Below are 22,999 nucleotides of genomic sequence, written 5' to 3' on the forward strand. Positions count from 1 at the left end.
TTTTAGTCGGATTTTCGACTGGGAACTTAAGGTTTCGCTCAAGAATATTTTGGGTGAAATTTTTACAAAGCAAAAAAACAACAAACAAAACAAAATCAATAAACAGTGAATCCAGAATGTTACATCCATAAAGAAGGTTTACAGCTTGAATCAGGTGAGTGTCTGAAAGAGTTGGAATTGACCTATCACACCTATGGGGAATACGATCCGCAAAGGAATAATGTGATTTGGGTTTGTCATGCTCTTACTGCTAATTCGGATGTTTTCGATTGGTGGGAAGGATTATTTGGTGAAAATGATTTTTTCAATCCGAAAGATTACTTCATAGTTTGCGACAATACGCTTGCTTCCTGCTACGGTTCAACGGGACCTCTCTCAAAAAATCCGGACAACGGACAGGCTTACTATCATGATTTCCCTCAGTTAACTGTTCGGGATTTGGTTGGGGCGCATGAAATTTTGAGAAAGCATTTAAAAATAGAACGTATTCATATGATGATAGGCAGCTCATTGGGTGGCATGCAGGCCATGGAATGGGCTTATCTGTTGAATGGGAAACTGGACAATCTGGTGATATTGGCTTCCAACGCAAAACATTCTCCTTGGGGAATTGCTTTTAACGAATCGCAGAGAATGTCAATTGAAGTAGATCCAACCTGGAAAGAATCGAATGATGAAGCTGGTTTGAATGGCATGCGAGTGGCTAGATCGATTGCTCTGCTTAGCTACAGAACTTATTCGACTTACGATCATTCTCAGCAGGAAAATGAAGAAGGCAAAACAGATCATTACCGGGCAAGTTCTTATCAGAGGTATCAGGGCGAGAAGCTGGCGCGCAGATTTAATGCTTATTCGTATTGGCATCTTTCAAAAATAATGGATAGTCATAATATTGGCCGTGGAAGAAATGGTTTAGTTTCCGCTTTGAACGAAATCAAATCAAGAACATTGGTAATTGGTGTAAATTCCGATCAGATTTTCCCAATTCAGGAGCAGCGGTTTATTGCTGACAATATTCCAAATGCAGAATTCCTGGAAATCAATTCAATTTACGGACACGATGGTTTCCTTTTGGAACAGGAACAATTAACTGAAGTATTAAAAACATTCTTAAACGATAACAAAACTAATGAGTAATAAATTAAAAATAGGCGTTTTTGGCTACGGTGTTGTAGGTTCCGGATTGGCTCACGTTCTTAAAAACAGCAAAGGACTCGATGCATCTATCGTGAAAGTTTGTGTGAAAGATGCAGAAAAGGAAAGAGATTTAGATGCTAAATTATTGACAACAAATCCTGATGATATTTTAAATGATCCGGAAATTAATGTAGTTGCTGAATTGATTGATGATGCAGATGCAGCTTATCAAATTGTGAAAACTGCTATGCAAAATGGAAAGCATGTGGTTTCTGCCAATAAAAAAATGCTGGCCTATCATATCGAGGAACTGATTCAACTGCAGTGGCAATACAAGGTTTCCTTTTTGTATGAAGCTTCGGCATGTGGAAGTATTCCTATTATCAGAAATTTGGAAGAGTACTACGACAATGATTTATTGCAATCGGTAAGCGGAATCCTGAACGGATCATCCAATTATATCCTGACAAAGATTTTCAATGAAAATCTGGATTACCATCTGGCATTAAAAGAGGCACAGGATTTAGGATTTGCTGAAAGTGATCCTACATCGGATGTTGGTGGGTTCGATACTTTATACAAACTGATTATCCTTACCGTTCACGGATTTGGTTTGTTTGTGCATCCCGATGAGGTTTTTAATTCGGGAATCGCGAATCTTTCGCCAAAAGATATTGAATTGGCATCGCAAAAGGGGTATAAAATCCGATTGCTGGGAAAAGTAACCAAGGTAAACGGCAATAGGGTGAATTTGTTTGTTGCCCCAAAATTTGTAAGACCAAAAGAGCATGCTTATACGGTTGAGAGTCATTATAACGGCGTTTTAATTCAGGGGAATTTCTACGACAATCAGTTCATGTATGGAAAAGGAGCGGGTGCACATCCAACCGGATCGGCAGTTTTATCGGATATAACAGCTTTGGCCTACAATTACAAATACGAATATAAAAAGCTGAAATATTATGGTGGTTTGGAATACACCAACGATATGGATGTTGAGATTTATTTGAGATACACAGATAAAAACGATTTGGAATTCTTTGATTTCAAGGAGATATCGGAATCGCTGACTGGAAAAGATTTTAACTATGTAATTGGAACATTGAATCTTTCCGAACTGATAAATATCCGTAAGCAAATTGCAGGGAAAGATATTTTCCTGGCTTATTTGGGTGATGAGTAATTTTGAATTTGGGGTATGGGCATCAATCTCATATCTGGCATCTCAAATCTAACTAGAAATGATCATATACAAATTTGGCGGTGCATCGGTAAAAGATGCTGCTGCTATTAAAAATATTTGTCAAATTATTGGCAAAGTAAAGCGTCCGCTCACAGTGGTGATTTCGGCAATTGGTACAACTACCAATTTGCTGGAAGAACTGGTAGATGCTTATTTTTCCGGAAATGATAAAGCCTTGGAACTTTTTGATCTGCTGAAGAAAAACCACACTTCAGTGATCGATGATTTATTCGAAGAAGTTCCTGCGAAGGTCAGTTCGGAAATAAACGCTCTTTTCATCGAGCTGAAAACCAAAATTTCAAAACCATCATCTGATCAGTTCAATTTTGAATACGATCAGGTGATTGGTTTTGGAGAACTCTTATCGACAACAATTGTAGCATCCTATTTAAATCATATAGGACAACAAAACAAATGGATTGATGTTCGAACTTGTTTGGATTCCGATGATAATTACGTAGATGCCAATATTATTTGGGATTCGTCGAAAGAAAAAGCCAATGCCGTATTTCCTGATAATCCGACTGCATTATACATTACGCAGGGGTTTATTGCCAGAGATCCGAATGGTTTCACCACCTCTTTAGGAAGAGAAGGTTCGGACTACACAGCCGCAATTTTAGCTCACTTGCTTGGCGCTGATAAAATGATTATCTGGAAAGATGTTTTGGGAATTTTGAATGCAGATCCTGATTATTTTGAGGAAACAACCAAATTGGATTTAATTCCTTATCATGAAGCAATAGAGCTTTCTTACTATGGTGCCAGAGTAATTCATCCGAAAACCATAAAGCCGTTGCAGGCAAAAAAGATTCCTTTGTGGGTAAAATCATTTATCGATCCATCGCAAAAAGGAACATTAATTACAAAAGGAGATCAGCCACAACCATTGCTGCCAAATTACATTGTAAAAAAAAGACAGTTGTTAGTGACTTTAAAACCGCTGAATTTTTCTTTTATTGGTGAAAAAGACCTTGTTTTTATTTTTACACTGGTTACAAAGTATAGAATAAAGCTTAATTTTACTCAGAACACTGCGGTTAGCTTTGCTTTTTGTGCCAATAGTTCCGCAAGAAATATGCAGGATTTGGTGGCAGAATTGGAAGAAAAGTATGAGGTTGAATTGAGTGATGATCTGGAATTGATCACCGTTCGGCATTATACGCCGGCCACAATCGAAGAAATACAAAACAAACATCATGTTCTGGTAGAACAAAAGAATAGTAATACTGCAATCTATCTAACAGTCGCAAATTAATATGGAACAGAAATTTACATCTATTAAAGAGGCATTACAGAAGCAAATTCTTGTTTTAGACGGTGCCATGGGAACAATGATTCAGGCACACAAGTTGACTGAAGCAGATTTTCGTGGAACCCGTTTTGCAGATTTTTCAAGTGATCAGAAAGGACACAACGACTTACTGACTTTGACTCAGCCTGAAATCATTAAGGAGATTCATCAAAAGTTTTTGGAAGCCGGAGCCAATATTATTGAGACCAATACATTTAATGCCAATGCAATATCATTGGCCGATTATCAATTGGAAGAACTGGCGTATGAACTGAATTTTGAAGCAGTGAAAAATGCCCGCGCAGCTGTCGATGAAATGAATCTACTTGATCCAAATACTCCACGTTGGGTAGCGGGAGCAATAGGCCCAACCAATAAAACGACTTCCATGTCTCCAAAAGTTGAAGATCCTGGATATAGGGATGTAGGTTTTGATGATTTGGTGAGAATTTACACCGAGCAGATAAAGGGATTACTGGATGGTGGAGTGGATGCACTTCTGATAGAAACAATTTTTGATACATTAAATGCCAAGGCTGCTATTTATGCGGCTGATTTATTGCTGGAAGAAAGAGGATTGGATACACCAATCATGATTTCGGGAACCATTACTGACAACAGCGGACGAACTCTTTCGGGACAAACCCTGGAGGCTTTTGTTACTTCAGTAAAATGTGACCGATTGTTGAGTATTGGACTGAATTGTGCTTTTGGAGCCAAAGATTTGGTGCCGTATATTCAACAATTGGATACGCTGCTTCCGGTTTACGTGAGTGTTTATCCAAATGCAGGTTTGCCAAATGAATTGGGAGAGTACGACGAAACTCCACAAACCATGTTGAGTGATCTGAAAGAATTATTGGATAACAAGAAAATAAATATTGTTGGAGGTTGCTGTGGAACCCGGCCGGAACACATTAAAATATTAGCTGATGCGGTTAAAGGTGCTGCTCCCAGAGAAATTCCGGTTGTAGAAAAGGAAACCCGTTTGAGTGGATTGGAATTACTGCGGATAAATTCGCTCACCAATTTTGTGAATGTAGGAGAACGGACTAATGTGGCAGGTTCTATAAAATTTGCCCGTTTAATTCGTGAGAAAAAATACGAAGAAGCACTTTCAATTGCTCGCAATCAAGTTGAAAACGGAGCACAAATCATCGATGTAAACATGGATGATGCCATGTTGGATGCTGAAAAGGAGATGGATATTTTCTTAAAGTTATTGGTGTCTGAGCCGGAGATTTCCCGTGTTCCCATAATGATCGACTCATCGAAATGGTCGGTGTTGGAAACAGGATTGAAATGTGTGCAGGGAAAATGTGTGGTCAATTCAATTTCTTTGAAAGAAGGAGAGGCAGAATTTATTGATCATGCAACCAAAATAAAAAGATACGGAGCTGCTGCGGTCATCATGGCTTTTGATGAAAAAGGTCAGGCCGATACTTTCCAGCGAAGAACTGAAATTTGCGCAAGAGCCTATAAAATATTAACCGAAACGGTTGGCTTTCCTGCGGAGGATATCATTTTTGATCCCAATGTACTGGCAATTGCCACAGGAATTGAAGAACACAACAACTATGCGGTTGATTATATAAAAACCGTAAAATGGATCAAAGCCAATTTGCCACATGCTAAAATTAGTGGTGGAATCAGCAATTTGTCATTTTCTTTTCGTGGAAACAATACAGTTAGGGAAGCAATGCATTCCGTTTTCTTGTATCATGCCATAAAAGAAGGCTTGGATATGGGAATTGTAAATCCGGGAATGTTACAGATTTACGATGATATTGAGCCGGAACTTTTGGAGAAAGTGGAAGATGTGGTTTTGAATCGGAAACCAGAAGCGACTGAAGTACTAATTGAATTTGCCGAAGGATTAAAATCGGTAGGGAAAGTTCAGGTGAAAACCGATGCCTGGAGAGAAAAACCTTGTTTCGAAAGACTTTCTTATTCTCTGGTAAAAGGAATCACCGATTACATTGAACAGGATTCTGAAGAAGCCAGACAGTTGTTGCCTCGTGCATTGGATGTGATTGAACAACCTTTGATGGATGGAATGAACATTGTGGGCAATTTGTTTGGCGAAGGGAAAATGTTTTTGCCTCAGGTGGTAAAATCAGCAAGGGTAATGAAAAAGGCTGTTGCTTATCTTCAACCTTTTATCGAGGAAGAGAAAAATAGTTTGACCGATGCGAAAAATGCCGGTAAAATAGTAATGGCGACCGTTAAAGGTGATGTACACGATATTGGGAAAAATATTGTTGGCGTAGTTTTAGGATGTAACAATTTCGAGGTGATTGATTTGGGCGTTATGGTTCCAAGTTCAAAAATTTTAGAAGTCGCCATACGAGAGAACGTGGATGCAATTGGTTTAAGCGGGCTGATCACTCCATCCTTGGAAGAGATGTGTTTTGTTGCCGAAGAAATGAAGCGGCAGGGCTTGAATATTCCTTTGGTAGTAGGAGGTGCAACCACTTCGGAACTGCATACTGCAGTTAAAATAGAACCAAACTATGACAATGGTGTGGTTCACGTTGTAGATGCGTCCAAGTCGGTTGGAATCTTTAAGCAGTTGTGCGATAAAAATAAAAGAGAAGATTTTCTGGCAAAAACCCGTGATGAGTATCAAATGGTGCGTGAAGATCATGAAAATAAAAAACCGGTTGAATACTATACTTTGGATGAGGCCCGGAAAAACAGAGAGCAAATTGATTGGAAAACTGCTCCTGTTTATCAGCCGAACAAAACTGGATTGCAGGTGCTGAATAACTTTTCGATTGGCGAAATCCGCAAATACATCGATTGGACTTTCTTTTTTGTAGGCTGGGAGCTAAAATGCATGTATCCTGAAATTATGGAAGATCCGGATTTTAAGGAACAAGCTAAAATCCTTTTCGATGATGCCAATTACATGTTGGATGTAATTGAGCGCGAAGGATTGATTGAAGCAAGTGCGGTTTACGGATTGTTTCCTGCCAATAGTGTTGGTGATGATATCGTATTGTATACCGATGAAGACAGAACAAATGAAATTACCAGATTCTGCGGCATTCGTCAGCAGGAGAAGTTTAAAAAAGGACTGAGCAGTTTGTGCTTGAGCGATTTTGTGGCTCCAATTGAATCGGAAAGAATCGATTATGTAGGTGCTTTTGTCGTAACAGCAGGTTTGGGTATTGAAGAAATACTTCAGAAATTTGCCGAAGATCATGATGATTACAACAGCATCATGATTAAGATTTTGGCAGATCGTTTGGCCGAGGCTTTCACGGAATTATTACACGAGAAAATTCGGAAACAAGATTGGGGATATGCTGTCGATGAGGATCTGAACGTTGAAGAAATGCTTCGTGAACATTATCAGGGAATTCGTCCTGCTTTTGGATATCCATCATTGCCCGAGCATTCCGAAAAACAAGTGCTTTGGGATTTCTTGGATGTAGAGAAGAATATCGGAGCAACATTAACCGAAAGTTTTGCCATGTATCCGGCAGCTTCGGTAAGTGGATTGATTTTCGCTCATCCGGAGGCATTGTATTTCTCTATCGATAAAATTAAGGAAGATCAATTAAAAGATTATGCCTCCCGAAAAGGAATATCCGAAGAGAAGGCAAAGAAGCTTTTAACTTCTATTTTATAGAATTAGTTATAATAAAAATAGTAGTTAGCAGCTGGTAACTAGTAATTTGTTGATTGAATTACTGCGTACTAAAAACTAACGACTAATATCTAACAGAAACCAATGAAAGTAATCGAACTATTAAATCAGGCAATTGAGAATAAAACCACACATTTCTCATTTGAATTGTTGCCTCCTTTGCGGGGAAACAGCATATATAAAGTTTTTAACACGATAGATAAACTAAAGGAATTCGATCCTAAGTACATTAATATCACAGCACATCGCGATGAGGTGGTTTTTACAGAATCGGAAAGTGGTTTAATTGAAAAAAAAATTACCCGAAAGCGCCCGGGGACGGTAGCAGTTGCGGCAGCAATAAAAAATGAATACAAAATAACTGTTGTTCCTCATGTAATTTGCAGCGGATTTACTCCGGAAGAGACTGAAAATGCACTTTTGGATTTAAATTTTCTGGGTATTTATGATTTACTACTACTTCGTGGTGATTCATCTTCCCGCCATGCTTTTATTTCCAGTGAAGGAGAGCACAAATATGCGATCGATTTAATCAATCAGGTGAATAAAATTAACAAAGGCGGATTTTTGGATGGCACACATGTTGAGCCTTTTGCAACTCCGTTTTCTTTCGGTACGGCCGGATATCCTGAAAAACACGAAGAAGCTCCAAATATTGATTCCGATATTTATTGGTTGAAAAAGAAAGTGGATGCCGGAGCCGAATATATCGTTACCCAAATGTTCTTCGATAATCAGAAATTCTTCGATTTTGCAAAAAAAGTACGCGATGCCGGTATTACAGTTCCTGTTGTTCCGGGTATTAAGCCAATATCTGCATTAAGCCAGTTAACAGTGCTTCCGCAGATTTTTAAAACCGATATTCCTGAAGCATTAGCTGCCGAAGTTCGTAAATGCAAAACCAACGATGAGGTGAAGCAAGTGGGAATAGAGTGGGGAATTCAGCAAGGAAAAGAATTGATTCAGCACGGGGTTCCTTCCTTACACTTTTATACACTTATGGCATCCGATTGTGTAAAAGAAATAGCCAAGGCAATTTATTAAACATGGTTTAGCTTTTAGGTTGAAGCAGAGAATTGCTCTGCAAGAGTGTAAAAAAAGGTCGTTAGGAACTATCAATTAGTTCCTAACGACCTTTTTTTGTGAAATATTCTTTTGAAATGAGATCAGAGTACATTCAGATAAGGATAACCATTAGATAACGTTATAATTACATATTGATTGGATTTACTGTCTTTCTTTGATCAATTAAAGGAAGATGCAATAATGGTTCGTAAATTGGTTGTTAGTTTATTATTATTGATATTCGTTTTACCTCTTACTGCTCAGAATTCATATAGATTTCAACAGGTAACTGTGGAAGATGGATTGGCAAATAATACAATTCAAAACATTACAGAGGATAAATTTGGACGAATATGGTTTGCTACCTATGATGGTTTAAGTTTGTTTGATGGGTTTGAGTATAAAATAGTAAGACCATTTGAATCAGGATCAGAAAATGAAACTTCGGTTGGTTGTGCAAATATAATTACTGTAGATTCCATTGGAAATATTTGGGTCTTGTTAGAAAATAGTACTCTTGTACGCTTAATTAATGATAATGGCGAGAGTATTTTTTACAAAGATTTAGCTGTTGATAAAAGCAGTAAAAATACGATTGGTTTGGATTCAAATGGGAATATATATTATCAATCGGGTAATACTTACTATAGCTTTGATTCAATTCGCAGCGATTTCAAAAGAGTCCAGAAAATTGATATTCCACAATTCTTTCCTGTCGAAGAAATTACAAAGCAACTAAAGTTCTTATTTCCTCGAGTTGAAATATATTCAATATATAGGTCTCCTAAAGGAAATGATATTTGGATTTTAACATTAAATAAGGGAATTTTTTATTGTAAGGATGGAGATGTCTCCCATTTAATCAATTATGGGATGAGTGTTCCTGATCCTCATAAAATATCGAGTAATGAAGTTTATTGTATTTTTGAGGATCGATCTGGTAATATATGGATAGGAACTAAAAATTCGGGAATTAATGTTGCTTTTTCAAAAGTAGATGAATTCAAAACTTTCAACGTTATTGGTTCTGACAACCCGGATTTACAGACTACTATTCGAGCTATTTATCAGGAAAAAAACAGTAAGTTATGGATTGGTACGTACAATAATGGAATTGTGATAAAGCAAGGTGAAAAAATTGAAAGAATTCATCTTGCAACACAAGGAAAATTAGATAAATGGGATTGGGTTCGTTCCATTTATCAAAGTAAGGATCAATATATTTGGGTGGGAACTTATGTTGGTATTTGTCGAATTCATCCGGAAACCAAAGAGATTAAATATTGGCCGGTAGGGAGGAATAAAAATTTACCTTCATTAGGTCGTATTTATAGTATTGCTGAAGATCAAAAAGGAAATTTGTATTTAGGAGAATGGGGAGGTCTTGATTATTATGATCGGGAAAAAAATCAATTTATTTGTTTCGATACTTTAGATGAGTTGAAAAACATACACATTCGAAAATTGCATTTATGTACGAGTGGAGATTTGTGGATTGGTACCGAAGCCCAAGGGATTTTTGTGCTCGATACAAAAACACATAGGATTAAGAAGCACATTACAAAAGGGGATGCTGAGAATAATTCTATCTTAAGCAATAGTATTTTTGATATTTACGAAGATAGTGCTGGGACTATTTGGGTGGCGAGCTTCGGAGGACTTAATGCTATTGACGGGAAGTGGAACGTGAAGGAATTTGCTTACTTGAATAAGGATTTGCCATCAAGTCTTATTTATCATGTTTTTGAAGATGCAAAGCACAATTTGTGGTGTGGTTCTCCCAAAGGCATTATTCACGTAAATTTGCAATCGGAGCAGGTCAGAGTTTACGATCAAAAGGACATTGGCAATATTTCAGAATTTGCAGAAGGAGCAGCTTTTAAAAATCAGGATGGTATTTTGTTTTTTGGCGGATATAATAATATTGTCAGCTTTCATCCTGATTCAATTCATTCTTCTGCAGAAATTCCCATACCAATGCTCAAATCGGTATGTGTAAATGGTGAAAGCTGTGCCGAATTTGCCTATGGAAAAGTTTGTGATTCTTGTTTTGTCTTTCCTTTTTGGAAAGACAAAATAAGCTTTAGTTTAAAAGGGATACAGCTTAGTTCTCCTAATAAAATTAAGTTAGCTTGGATACTGAAGTCTTTTGATCAAAATTATCAGACTTTTCAAGGACCTGTTCATGAAATTTCATATTCCGATTTGCCACATGGGGAATATCAATTGTGGATAAAGACTGCTAATGCTGATGGAATATGGTCTGATGAGAAAAAAATGTTTTCGTTTAAAATTGAAAAACCCTTTTGGTTGGAGTTTTACTTTATTGTTTCTCTAATTTTCTTTTTAGCTATATGTATTTTGACTGTAGTAAGGATAAGGTTTTTACAGGTTAGACGTAAAAATAAGAAACTGGAAGATATCGTAATTAAACGAACTTTGAAAATTGAAAATCAAAAAGAAAAACTCCAGCAGGTAAATCAATCTTTAGAAGAGAAGAATGCTAAAGTATCTGAACAAAGGGATCAGATTCTTGCACAGAGAGATCATCTTTTCGAGATGCATAATAGGCTCGAAGAATTAAACAGATTAAAACAAAATTTTTTCACCAATATTTCTCATGATATTCGAACACCTCTGACTTTAATTATTTCTCCTTTAAGTGAACTCCTTCAGAACAAGAATCTCTCATTAGAAATGCGTACGAAATTACAATGTATGCAAACAAATTCAAACTATATTCTTCAACTTATTGAACAGGTGTTAGATAAAAGAAAACTAGAAGTTGGAGGTTTGCATTTGATTTTTAAACAAGGAGATATTGTAAGTATTATTAAAACAGTTATTAATTCATTTATGAATCAGATGGAGTCAAATTTACTGAAATTGACATTTCTGACCAGTCATGAGAGTTTTTATTGTCGGTATGATTACGATAAACTGCAACAAATCGTATTTAATTTACTTACAAATGCAATAAAATTTACACCGGCAGGAGGGCAAATTACTTGTGAATTAATATTGAAAACGAAAGGTTTTGAATTTAGTGTAACTGATACAGGTATTGGAATCCCTTCTGATAGGATTAAGTATATTTTCGATCGATACTATCAAGTAGGGAAATCATCGCAGCCCGAAAATGAAGGGGTAGGTATTGGCTTATCATTGGTAAATGATTTTGTTCATTTGCTAAAAGGTAGGATTCAGGTAGAAAGTGAAGAAGGTTCTGGCAGTAAGTTCATTTTATTTTTACCTTTTCATTCTGCCAAAGGGCCAGAAGATATAAATTATGCATTAAATCAAGAAGTCTCACCAGTTGAAAAGGAATTCCTCGCAAACATCGATATGGACGAATCAAGGAAAGAGTTGATTCTTTTAGTTGAAGATAACTTTGATTTGAGAGAATACCTTACGGAAGTTCTGTCGGAAAAATATCGTGTAGTAACTGTCGCAAATGGTTCTGAAGCATTAAAGTATTTAAAAAAGGATGCTTCTGTAAATCTTATTTTATCAGATTGGGTGATGCCTGAAATGGATGGCATTCAATTGTGTCAGAATTTAAAGAAGAAAGGAAGGTATCGAGGTATTCCTTTTGTTCTTTTAACAGCATTGTCAGAAATTGAGAATCAGAAAGAAGCTTATTATTCTGGAATCGATGATTTTATACCAAAGCCCTTTCAGATAGAATTGCTTTTTCTTAAAATTTCAAATTTATTACAGAGAAACAAGCAAATAAAAGTGGCAGCTAATACTGATGCAGTAATGAAACCAGAGAACAAAATGGTGGAAACCTATGATGAAAAGTTATTTGCAAAGCTGAAAGAGATGATGGAAAAGGAAATATCCAATGCTAAATTTGGACAAACAGAATTAGCTAAGGAAATGGGGATGAGCCAAATGCAATTGTATCGAAAACTAAAGGAATTCACAAGTATGTCGCCTAATGAATTTATTCGATCGTTTCGAATTAAAAGAAGCTTGCAATTACTTGAAAGGGAAGGGATTACCATTAATGAGGTTAGTGATATGGTTGGTTTTAACGATCCGAAGTATTTCAGTCGTTGTTTTGCTAAGCAACAAGGAATGACTCCTTCTAAATATCGAAACATTCATTTGAGTAATAAAAAATAAGTTTTTGTGTTTTAACCGAAAATCACTCTATTGTTAAGGCATTGTTAATGTAGAAAGAATCCTCTTTTTTTAATAGAAATATCCCCAAAGTGTAAAATTTATCTCCTTTTTCCGAAAGAATTATCCTCCTCCTTTTTTTTAAGATGAAATACTTTAGCATTCGAAATCAGAAATATAATATGCTTTGGTTTCAAATTTTTATTCTGTCAGAAGAGTAAGTTGTTGAATTATTCAGTTTTAAAACCTTAATTTATTTAAAGCAAAATGAAAAAACTATTAATTCTGTTTTCGTTGGTTATTATTTCGATAACGATTATGGCTCAAACGAAACTAACCGGAGTGGTGTATGATTCAGAGAAGTTGCCACTCATTGGAGCGAGTATCCGAATAAGCGGAACAAGCGAAGGAACTGTTGCCGATATGGATGGAAAATTTTCATTCGAAACAGATCTTACAAAAGGGAGATTACAAATTTCATTTATTGGATTTCAATCTATTGAAAGGGAATTTGATGGCTCACAGGACTACACTATTTACTTAGTGCAAGAAACAACTAGTTTGAATGATGTAGTAGTAATTGGTTACGGATCGTCGCGAAAAAGTGATTTGACCGGTTCTGTTGCTTCTGTTTCCAATATGGATCAAATAAGTAGTCGTCCTATTACAAGTGCGCAAGAATTTTTGCAAGGAAATCTTGCTGGTGTTACTGTTCAGCAGCAAGGAGGTGATCCTGCAAGTACTCCAACAATAACTATTCGTGGGATGGGATCAGTTAATACAGAATCTCCATTGTGGGTAGTTGATGGAATGCCTTATTATGGTGGTACACTAAATCCTAATGATATTGAATCAATAACTGTCTTGAAAGATGCAGCATCTGCAGCAATTTATGGTGCACAGGCTTCATCTGGTGTTATTGTGGTGACAACAAAAAGCGGTAAAGCTGGTAAACTTTCTGTTGCTGTTGATGTGTTTGCTGGAGTTCAGCAAGCTGATAATTTACCTGTTCCTTTAACGGCAGAAGAACAAAACTGGGCTTATAATACTGCTGCTGATAACAGTGGAGCTACGAGAGATCCGGCTCGTGATGTGAGCTTAAATCCTTGGGGTGGAGTTAATCGCACCAACTGGATTGACGAGATTTTCAGGAAGGCATCTGTTTACAACGCTAATGTTGGTTTAAGTGGAGGAGGTGAAAAAGGAATTTATAGTGCTTCGTTCAGCTATCAGAAAAAACAAGGTTTGCTTATTAATACATCATCGGAACGTATTGGCTTACGAGTAAAATCTCAATATAATTTGAGTGATAAAATGAGAGTAGGACAAAACCTTTATGTTTTAAATGAGGAAGCTATTGGAACCAACAATACATCAAGTTACTCAGGAACAATTATTAATGCCATGTATATGCCGTCGGCGGCACCAGTTTATGATGGAGAAGGCAATTTTCATGGTGTAGCTCCCAAGGGTTCAGACTATGCAGGATCTTATGGTGATGTTTATAATCCTGTTGCTTTGTTGAAACGTCCTGCTACAAGTAATCCTGTTACTTATATTGATGCCAATGCTTATATTGAATTTGATTTCATTAAGGATTTTAAATTTCGCTCTTCTCTCATGTTGAGTTTGAAGGATTCAGAGTATAAGAAATTTACACCTAAAATTCCAGAAAGTGGAAGACCATCGGAAATGAATTACCTGAATCAAAGTTGGTCAAAACGTAACAAATGGATTTGGGACAATCAGGTGAGTTATTCTAAAACGATCAATAATCATCATTTAGATTTCACAGGTGTTTATTCTGCACAATATACTAAGTATGAGTATAATTTGGTGAATGCACAGGATTTTGCAAGGGAAGAAAGCTGGTATCACTATCTTGAAAATGCTGGTTCTATTAATTCTTACTCAAGCGATGCTTATGAAGATGCATTAAATTCTATGATTGGTCGTTTTCGTTACAACTATAGTGATAAATATTTTTTGATGGGAAGTATTCGTCGTGACCAAACATCTCGATTGAGTAGCGAAAATAACAGTGATTTATTCCCATCGGCATCTGTTGCCTGGAAAATGAGTAATGAGTCGTTTATGCAAGAATTGAATTGGATTCATTCAATGAAATTACGTGCTTCATGGGGACAGATAGGGAATATTCAGTCAGTAAGTTATTATGCATATAATGTGCCTATGTCTTCTCAGCGTCCTACTTTAGGTGAAAGCGATGCCCAGAAGGTTTCAGGATACTACGTTAAACAACAGTCAAATCCCAATTTAAAGTGGGAAACTTCTGAATCATTTGATGTTGGATTAGATTTGTCTTTATTCAAAGGCAGTTTGGAAATTACTTCTGATTATTTTGTGAAGAATACTAACGATATGATTATGACTAATGCTGCAGATTCGCATCTTGGAGTGAACGATGGTCCAACTTCAAACGTAGGAACGGTCGAAAATAAAGGATTTGAATTTTCAGCTTTGTACAAAGGCAATATTGGTAGTTTAAAGTATTCAGTAAATGGAAATTTTTCAACGACTAAAAATAACCTGAAAGATTTGGATGGATATACCAGCAGCTATATTTATCACAGTAATAATGTACGCTCAACATTGTATCCATACCGATCAGAACCAGGGCAAGAATTGTATTCTTATTATTTGATCTCTTCTGATGGTATTTTCAAAACTCAGACTGAGATTGATAATTATACAGGATCAAACGGACAGTTGATTCAACCAAATGCAAAACCAGGAGATTTAAAGTTTATTGATTCGAATAAGGATGGTGAGATTAGCAACGAAGATCGAACTTATAAAGGAAATGCATTTCCTGATTTTACTTATGCATTCAATTTCTCTGCTGAATATAAGAATTTTGATCTAGCCTTAACTTTCCAAGGAGTATCAGGAGTAAAGTTGTTTAATGCCTACAAATTCACTGCTTATAATGCTGCGCAACAGGGGTATAACTTGGATAATCGGGTCTTAAATGCTTGGTCCGAAAGTAATATAAATTCTGAGATTCCTATGTTGAGAGTAGATGATCCTAATTCTAATTTTGGAACGAATTCGGATTGGTATTTAGAAGATGGTTCGTATTTACGATTAAAGAATTTAACTATTGGGTATAATGTTCCTGCTTTGTTATTGAACAGAATCTGCCAAGGATCTTCACTTCGGGTTTATTTCTCTGCAGAAAACCTTTTTACGATTACTGATTATACAGGTCTTGATCCTGAAGTTGGAGGAATTGGTTTGGATCTTGGAACCTATCCGGTTGCAAAAACTTATTCACTTGGTTTATCATTCAAATTTTAATTTAAAATTATCATTATCATGTTGAAAAAATATATGTCAAAGGCTTTGATTTTTGCTTCTTTTGTTGGAATCGTGTCTTGCTCAGATGATTTTACTTCACTCACTCCATTGGGAAGTGCAACAGAGTCGAATTACTTTCAAACGCAGGCTGATGCCGAAGCTGCTGTAAATTCAATGTATTATTATATGGGCGATGAAGATATGTTCTCCCGCGGTTTTATGTGGTACATTAATGCTTCTGATGATATGATTACTGGTCGTATTAAAGCAGAAGCTGACAATATCAAGAATTTCAATCTGACTGGAGACGAGGGTTATGCAAGCTGGATGTATCCTCAGTCTTACAAAATAATTCGTCGGGCTAACGATGTTTTAGCAAATGTTCCGGATATGGACTTCGATGAAAGTGTAAAAAAACGTTGTCTGGGAGAAGCTTATTTTATGCGTGCTTTCCATTATTTCTGGGTTGCTTCAGCCTATGGAAATGATGTGAGTGGAGGTGTTCCCATTGTGACAGTTGAAAATATGAAAGAGACAAAGTTTCAGCGTCCTGCTTCAGTTACTGAAAATTATGCTCAAATTGTGGAGGATTTAACAAAAGCTGCAGATTTATTGCCATTGTATACCTCTTACTCATCTGAAAATAAAGGTCGTGCGCATAAAGATGCTTGTTATGCATACATTGCTAAGACCTATTTGTACTGGGCACAGTACGATGATTCTAAATGGGAAAAAGTAATTGAGTTTTGTGATAAGGTAAGCAATTCTGGTTCGGGGCGTAAATTAATTGACACGGATACGCCTGAGAGTGATTTTCGATCAGTGTTTACATATCAGAATGAATTTGGCTCGGAATATATTTGGTCTGTTACTTCAGGTATCGACAGAGGTAGTAAGTTAGTTGGTGTGATGCTTGAAAATAAAGGCTGGGGTGTTTACAACGGCTGGGGGTACTATACACCAACAGAGGAATTATTTGAGGCTTTTGAAGATGGAGATTACCGTCGTTCAGCTACAATTTTGAATTTTGGAGACGAATTTCAGTTTTGGGGAGAAAGTCGCAGGTATTATTCAACAAATTCTCTTTCTGGTTTTCAGTTCAATAAATACATGGATATTTATTCGTATGCCGATCCTATTGGGAATGGTTTAATTAATGCCAACGGTGATGCTCTTTATACTATTCAGGATGTGCCAGTTTTACGTTATGCGGAAGTGGTTTTGATGAAAGCAGAAGCAAAATTGAAACTAAGCAAAAATGCGGATACAGAGATTAATTTGATTCGTAACAGAGCTGGTTTGGCTTCAAAAGTAAATTGCACAATGGCTGATTTGAAACAGGAACGTCGGGTTGAGTTTGCTGGTGAGTTTGCAAACCGTCATCGAGATTTGGTGCGCTGGGGAGATGCTGAATCTATCTATTCTAAACCACTTCATGGTCGAATTCATTCAGATAAAACAAATCCTGATTCACCTTATACGATAGAGGAAGTTTGGCCAGCACGTACCTACAAACCAGATGTTCACAATGTTTGGATTATTCCGAGCGAAGTGATCTCAAGTTCAGGTATTGATCAAAATATTGGGTGGTAAATACATAATTACGAATGCCATTGATATATTGAATTGGTGGCATTCGTATAATCTTGGCTAAATTAAAGTTCAATGATGGTATTCTTAAGAGTAGTACTTGTTGCTGTTGCAGCAGTAATTTGTTCGGTAACTGTTTATGCGCAGCAATATAATTTTAAAGGTGGTCATTCGCATAACGATTATCTTCAGAAGCGTCCCTTATTTGAGGCCTTGGAAAATGGAATGGTAAGTATTGAGGCAGATGTTTTTTTACGCAGCGGTAAACTTTTAGTGGGACACAACGAGAATAATCTGAGGTTAGAGCAAACACTGGAACATTTGTATTTGAACCCATTATTACAGTTGACAAGGGACTCATCCAAAAAATTTAATCCAATTATTTTGATGATTGATATTAAGGATAAAGGCAAGGAAACTTATACTGAATTGAAGAAGATGTTAATACCATATTTGGAGATGCTAACTTGTTTTTCAGATAATAAAATTAGGCAGAAATTAGTAACAATTATTATTTCGGGAGACCGGCCGGTAGAGATTTTGAAAAAAGAAACTTTAAGGTATGCTTTTTTGGATGGTCGTATTTCAGACATAGACAAATTTAAAGATTCAAACCTTTTTTTACTAATTAGTGATGATTGGAACACATATTTTACATGGAAAGGCAAGGAGGAGATATCAAAAAAAGATTATGAGAAATTATGCTGTTTAACGGAAGCTTGCCACTCTCAAAATAAAATGATACGATTTTGGGGAATGCCTGATGAATTATCAGAATCAGTTAATTACTGGAATGTTCTTCGAAATGCAGGTGTTGATCTTATTGGTTGTGATTGCCCTTCGTGTTTTAGTAACTATCTTAATAAATTGGATGAAAAGCAAATAAAAAAATGAAATATATACATGGGTTTATAGCTCTGGTCTTGATAATCGTAAGTAATTCTGCCTGCCAAAATAAAAATCTTAAGTTACATGATGATATGATTCGGAATGAATCGGAATTTTGGAACAAAAGATCCATTTCACATGTGATACTAAATCAAATGATTGGGAAAGAAACACAAGTGATTTGGAGCACAACTTCTCATACTGCAGCACCAGTTCCTTTAGGTGCTGTTGGACCTGAAAAATATACAAAGATGTTGCAAGGTCCTATCCAAAACGATTCGTTAGGACGGGTATTGAAAAGTGCTGTTAAAGAAAAGTTAAATGTAATAATCGTAATTGGAGATGGAATGGGAAATATGCACATGGCATTACCAATTTATGAGCGATATGCACAAAAAAATAAGATTCCTACTTATTTCGAACGTATAATGAGTGAAGGGGCATGTGGATATTTGTATACAGGTACTGCCAGAGGATTGGTTACAGGATCAGCAGCTTCGGGAACAGCAATTGCTTGTGGAAAAAAAACACTGATGAATATGATAGGTGTAGATTCTTTGGGAATGCCTTTACAAAGCGCATTAGCATTAGCCATAAACGGGAGATACAAAACGGCAATTGTTACTGATGCAGGAATAACCGATGCAACTCCTGCTGCTTTTTATGCACATTCTATTAATAGGGATGCGGAACAGAAAATAGCTGATCAATTAGAGGCTTCGAGCAATATTGATGTGATTTTAGGAGGAGGAGCAAACCTCTTTTTCCCCAAAGGAACAATTTTTTCAGATTTTGAAGGAGTGCCTGAATCTTTAAATTTTGAATCTTTAAGAACTGATTCTCGTAATTTAATTGAATCTTTTCAAAAAAAGGATTATCAATTTTGTTCCACTTTAAGACAATTACAAAACATTGAAAGAGGCAAAGTTATAGGTTTATTTGCCAGCGGAGGATTGCCTGCTGCAATTAACCGCGATGAATCAACCGTATCAATTCCAAGTGTGAAAGAGATGGGAAATAAGGCTTTAGAATTGATTTCGGATACAGATTCTCCTTATTTTGCAATGATTGAATGCGCCAGAATTGATTGGGAGGCTCATGATAACGATATAGCTTCGGTTTATAAAGCAGTTGAAGAAATGAATCAGGTTTTAAAAGATGCGTACAGAAAATACCAGGAATCTCCGGAAAATACATTATTGATTTTTACCGCTGACCATGAGACTGGTGGGCTAGAGGTTGCTTATCGAAAAATGCCTAAAGAAAATGCATTTCATAAGAAAATGGAAAATGGGGAAGAATGGGAAAACATCACAAATCCATTGTTATATAAAATATTTGTAAAAAATTTGGAACGACAGAAAAAATCTGTTTCCAGTGTGTTGGGAGAGTCTGCAACACTTAGCGAATTAAAAATAAATATCAGAGAGAAATTGGGAATTGCGCTTTCTAATGATGAGGCAGAACAATTATTTTACTCGATGACTGATTATAAAAAATATAAAGATTAACATTTTTTTTTCATTTAATATAGTTTGGATTTATAACGTCAACAGAAGACAGCTGTTGGCGTTATTTTTTTTGCCATTTAAATTGGAAAAATCCGATTAAAAATTGTGATTGTTACAATAATAATTATCTATGTACTGTTTCTATTTAATATTTAAAAATTAGTTATGAAGAGAAGAATAATTTTATTGAGTTTGATGCTTGTTGCAATAGTAGGGAATGCCCAAATTTTTAATACATCAGGAATTTTAAAAAGTGGTGAGGCGTCGATTGGATTTGAACCTTCTATGTTGGTATCCAATGGATCGAATGAATTTTTAATGTTTTTTCATGCTGGAGTAGGTGTTGGAAGAAATATTGATTTGGGAGCTAAGATTGGTGCTTTTGGTGATGAAACTTATTATGGTGGCGATGTTGAGTTTGGAATCAGCAAGAACCTCTCATTGTCAGCAGGAGCTCACCATTTTCATGATTTTGGGTTCGATGGAACAGCCAATGTAACTGTTCCCTTGGCATCGGGAACAAAATTGATTACCGGATTAGATATGGATATTAATTTTGGCGATGAAACTGCAATCCCACTTTGGGTGCCAATTGGTATAAGAGTTGCCGTTGGAAATGGATGGTCGCTGATTATGGAAGCTGAAATTGAATTAACCGATGAGGCTTATCACTATTTTGGAATTGGAATGGCTTACGGATTTTAGAATTTACACTCATTAATAAAAAGAGGCTGTTTCGTAGTTATGAGACAGCCTCTTTGTTTTAGATAACTTTATTTTCCAAACTCATCAATATTTTTTTGAGCCCTAACTTCCGATAGCTTCCTGTTCGATTCATGAGTCCAGTCACCAATGTGCAGACTCAGCAATACTTTTTCCGCTTCAATCTGATAAACAAGCACCTTTCATCTGACCAGATGAGGATTTTTCACCAGGTAAGGAATGCGAACCCCCTTTTCAGTGTATTAGTAATAAGGTAAATCGGTTTTTAAAATTTATTCAGGAATTTATCATTTACCAAAAACATCGTTTCCTCCGCTTGCTGCACATACAGACTCATAATATCGCATTGCTCAAACAAGTCTTTCATCTGTTTTTCTTCACAAAGCTCGCCTGAATAGTTGAATTTGTCGTAAGCAGTTGTTTTTCTGTGAAAACCTTTAATGGAGAGGCAAGTGATATTCGTATAACTGTATCTCATAATTCTAATAATATCGTTTTTAGGTTCTGTTTGTAGTGTCATATTTGTTGATGAAAGGCTTTTAATTGTTGACTAAAAGCTATTGAGGAAAGATTTTTTTGAAAAAAATATTTTTCTATTAAGTATATTTTATGTAAATTGAATTAAACAGTAATACTTGTGGTATTGGTGATTATTTTTACATAAAACAATATAATGTTATTAACTTAAACTCATGAAAAAGCGAAAAACAAGCATTCAGAAGTTAAAAGAATTTGCGAGGCAGTCTAATAGAAATATTGACTTTTCAGTGAAGCATTGTCATGGTAATGCTTTGAATCCTCTTATTTATAATCTTCGAAATCTGTATATTACTAATAATGGAGGTGAGAGTAGTTATTTTGTATGTTTTGGAGATTCCCGAAAGATAAATGAAAAATCAACGTTTAGTGGTGTTTTTTTCCCAATATCGATGTGCAGATCAGCTAAAATACTTATCAGAAAGAAAAATATAAAGGATATATTTAATCCCTTCTTATCGCAGAGTGATTATAAAACGGGCAATGAATCTTTCGATTCTCAGGTGGTGATAGAGGAGTTTGATTCTATCGGGACAAATAATATTTTTAAGAATTTAGAGATACAAGAATTGATTTGTAACTCATTGGAGTTTGATAAAAGGCTTAAAATCGGAGTGAATCTTGTAAATGCCAGTTTTGTTCCGTCATTAATAAACAGATCTCATTTTGGAATTTTTACTACAGACAGTTGGTTTGTTGAACCGGAAAAAATAGAAACCTTATTCAGCATTGCAGAAGAAATCAGAAGTCATATTATTCAGCTTGAGGAGCCTAAGCTGGAGCTTCATATTTAAAATACAAAACCTTTAATTTAATTAAAGGTTTTGTATTTTGGTAAGAATCATTACTCTCCAAATTCATCAATAATCTTTTGAGCCGTAACTTCCGATAGTTTAATATTCGATTCATGTGTCCAGCCTCCAACATGCGGACTCAACAATACTTTTTCCGATTCAATTAAATATTGAAACTCTGCAGGCAGCTCTGATGCATGCAAATCTTCGAAGGAAGTTTTTTCAAATTCCAAAACATCCAAACAAGCACCTTTTACTTGACCCGATTCTAAATTTTTCACCAAATCAGCAATGCGAACAACTTTTCCGCGAGCAGTATTAATAAGGTAAATTGGCTTTTTAAATTTATTCAGGAAGTCATCATTCACCATAAACATTGTTTCCTCTGTTTGTGGCACATGCAGACTCAAAACATCGCATTGCTCAAACAAATCATTCAACTGTTTTTCGTCACAAAACTCATCCGAATAATCGAATTTATATTTGTCGTAGGCAATAACTTTGCAACCGAAACCTTTCAAGCGCTGGGCAAAAGCACCACCCATATTTCCATATCCAATAATACCAATGGTTTTTCCTTTTATTTCGATGCCTCGATTTTCTTCCCGTCGCCACATTCCATTTCTAACTTCCCAATTGCACCGGCACAAGTTGTTGAAAAGAGAGAGCAGCATTCCTACGGCATGTTCACCAACCGCATCTCTGTTTCCTTCCGGAGCATTAAAGCATCTAATCCCTTTGCTTTCGGCGTAGTCAACATCAATGTTTTCCAATCCGGCACCCACACGACCAATAAATTTCAGGCGGGTAGCCTGATCTAATTCTTCCTTGTTTAATTTGAATTTACTGCGGATAATAAAGCCGTCGAACTCATGAAAAATTGCCAGAAGCTCTTCTTTGTTTTTTTCAGGTGCATAAGTGCATTCAAACCCTGCTGCTTCAAGCATTTCTCTTAAACGTGCGTGGGTTGAATCTATAAATAGTACTTTCATTGTATAAGTGTCAAGTTTAAAGGATCAAGAATCAAGAGAGTTCATGATTTAAATTTTTAGTGTAAAAATAGATGGAAATTCAGAAAATGAACAATTTCAGGTCAAGTATTAATTAGATGAA

Annotated in this window: 14 protein-coding genes; 12 read left to right on the forward strand and 2 right to left on the reverse strand. The window is 36.0% G+C overall.

Features of this window, described 5'->3' with window-relative positions; genetic code table 11:
- The first annotated feature begins 105 nt into the window (after positions 1–105).
- The 11 genes from ACHZAX_RS01660 to ACHZAX_RS01710 all read left to right on the forward strand — a co-directional run bounded on the left by ACHZAX_RS01660 (position 106) and on the right by ACHZAX_RS01710 (position 20,537).
- Complete coding sequence (locus tag ACHZAX_RS01660; protein WP_320017787.1) at positions 106–1,137, forward strand: homoserine O-acetyltransferase family protein; 1,032 nt, start codon at positions 106–108, stop codon at positions 1,135–1,137.
- A complete protein-coding gene (locus tag ACHZAX_RS01665; RefSeq protein WP_320017788.1) occupies positions 1,130–2,320 on the forward strand; it encodes a homoserine dehydrogenase in 1,191 nt (396 codons plus the stop codon). Before ACHZAX_RS01660 ends, ACHZAX_RS01665 begins: the two co-directional genes overlap by 8 nt.
- A 58-nt stretch (positions 2,321–2,378) precedes the next feature.
- On the forward strand, positions 2,379–3,638 hold the full coding sequence (locus tag ACHZAX_RS01670) for an aspartate kinase (RefSeq protein ID WP_320017789.1): 1,260 nt from the start codon (positions 2,379–2,381) through the stop codon (positions 3,636–3,638).
- A gap of 1 nt (position 3,639) precedes the next feature.
- Entirely contained in the window at positions 3,640–7,311 is a 3,672-nt protein-coding gene (gene metH / locus ACHZAX_RS01675) for a methionine synthase (RefSeq protein WP_320017790.1), read from the forward strand.
- Between the two features lie 102 nt (positions 7,312–7,413).
- Entirely contained in the window at positions 7,414–8,373 is a 960-nt protein-coding gene (gene metF, locus ACHZAX_RS01680) for a methylenetetrahydrofolate reductase [NAD(P)H] (RefSeq protein WP_320017791.1), read from the forward strand.
- 177 nt (positions 8,374–8,550) lie between these two features.
- Positions 8,551–12,525: a two-component regulator propeller domain-containing protein gene (locus ACHZAX_RS01685; RefSeq protein WP_320017792.1), complete on the forward strand. Its 3,975-nt coding sequence runs from the start codon at positions 8,551–8,553 to the stop codon at positions 12,523–12,525.
- 264 nt (positions 12,526–12,789) lie between these two features.
- A complete protein-coding gene (locus ACHZAX_RS01690; RefSeq protein WP_320017793.1) occupies positions 12,790–15,843 on the forward strand; it encodes a SusC/RagA family TonB-linked outer membrane protein in 3,054 nt (1,017 codons plus the stop codon).
- Between the two features lie 18 nt (positions 15,844–15,861).
- The gene (locus tag ACHZAX_RS01695; protein WP_320017794.1) at positions 15,862–17,436 is read left to right on the forward strand and encodes a RagB/SusD family nutrient uptake outer membrane protein; all 1,575 of its coding nucleotides are present in this window, start codon (positions 15,862–15,864) and stop codon (positions 17,434–17,436) included.
- A 72-nt stretch (positions 17,437–17,508) separates the two neighbouring features.
- Positions 17,509–18,327 carry a phosphatidylinositol-specific phospholipase C/glycerophosphodiester phosphodiesterase family protein gene (locus tag ACHZAX_RS01700; protein WP_320017795.1) on the forward strand — a complete coding sequence of 273 codons (819 nt, stop codon included), beginning with the start codon at positions 17,509–17,511 and terminating at the stop codon, positions 18,325–18,327.
- Positions 18,324–19,832 (forward strand): alkaline phosphatase, encoded by a 1,509-nt coding sequence (locus ACHZAX_RS01705; protein WP_320017796.1) that lies wholly within the window; start codon positions 18,324–18,326, stop codon positions 19,830–19,832. Before ACHZAX_RS01700 ends, ACHZAX_RS01705 begins: the two co-directional genes overlap by 4 nt.
- Positions 19,833–19,997: 165 nt before the next feature.
- The gene (locus tag ACHZAX_RS01710; RefSeq protein WP_320017797.1) at positions 19,998–20,537 is read left to right on the forward strand and encodes a hypothetical protein; all 540 of its coding nucleotides are present in this window, start codon (positions 19,998–20,000) and stop codon (positions 20,535–20,537) included.
- Between the two features lie 283 nt (positions 20,538–20,820).
- Here ACHZAX_RS01710 and ACHZAX_RS01715 read toward each other — a convergent pair whose 3' ends face one another.
- Positions 20,821–21,075 carry a hypothetical protein gene (locus tag ACHZAX_RS01715; protein ID WP_320017798.1) on the reverse strand — a complete coding sequence of 85 codons (255 nt, stop codon included), beginning with the start codon at positions 21,073–21,075 and terminating at the stop codon, positions 20,821–20,823.
- A 172-nt stretch (positions 21,076–21,247) separates the two neighbouring features.
- Between ACHZAX_RS01715 and ACHZAX_RS01720 the strand changes: the two genes are divergently transcribed.
- On the forward strand, positions 21,248–21,886 hold the full coding sequence (locus tag ACHZAX_RS01720) for a hypothetical protein (RefSeq protein WP_101309362.1): 639 nt from the start codon (positions 21,248–21,250) through the stop codon (positions 21,884–21,886).
- Positions 21,887–21,936: 50 nt separating this feature from the next.
- On the opposite strand, the gene ACHZAX_RS01725 is transcribed toward ACHZAX_RS01720, so the two are convergent.
- Positions 21,937–22,878, reverse strand: coding sequence for a 2-hydroxyacid dehydrogenase (locus tag ACHZAX_RS01725; protein ID WP_320017799.1), 942 nt, complete (start codon positions 22,876–22,878; stop codon positions 21,937–21,939).
- Between the last annotated feature and the right edge of the window lie 121 nt (positions 22,879–22,999).

The organism is Labilibaculum manganireducens (assembly GCF_963665805.2).
GTDB lineage: Bacteria > Bacteroidota > Bacteroidia > Bacteroidales > Marinifilaceae > Labilibaculum > Labilibaculum manganireducens.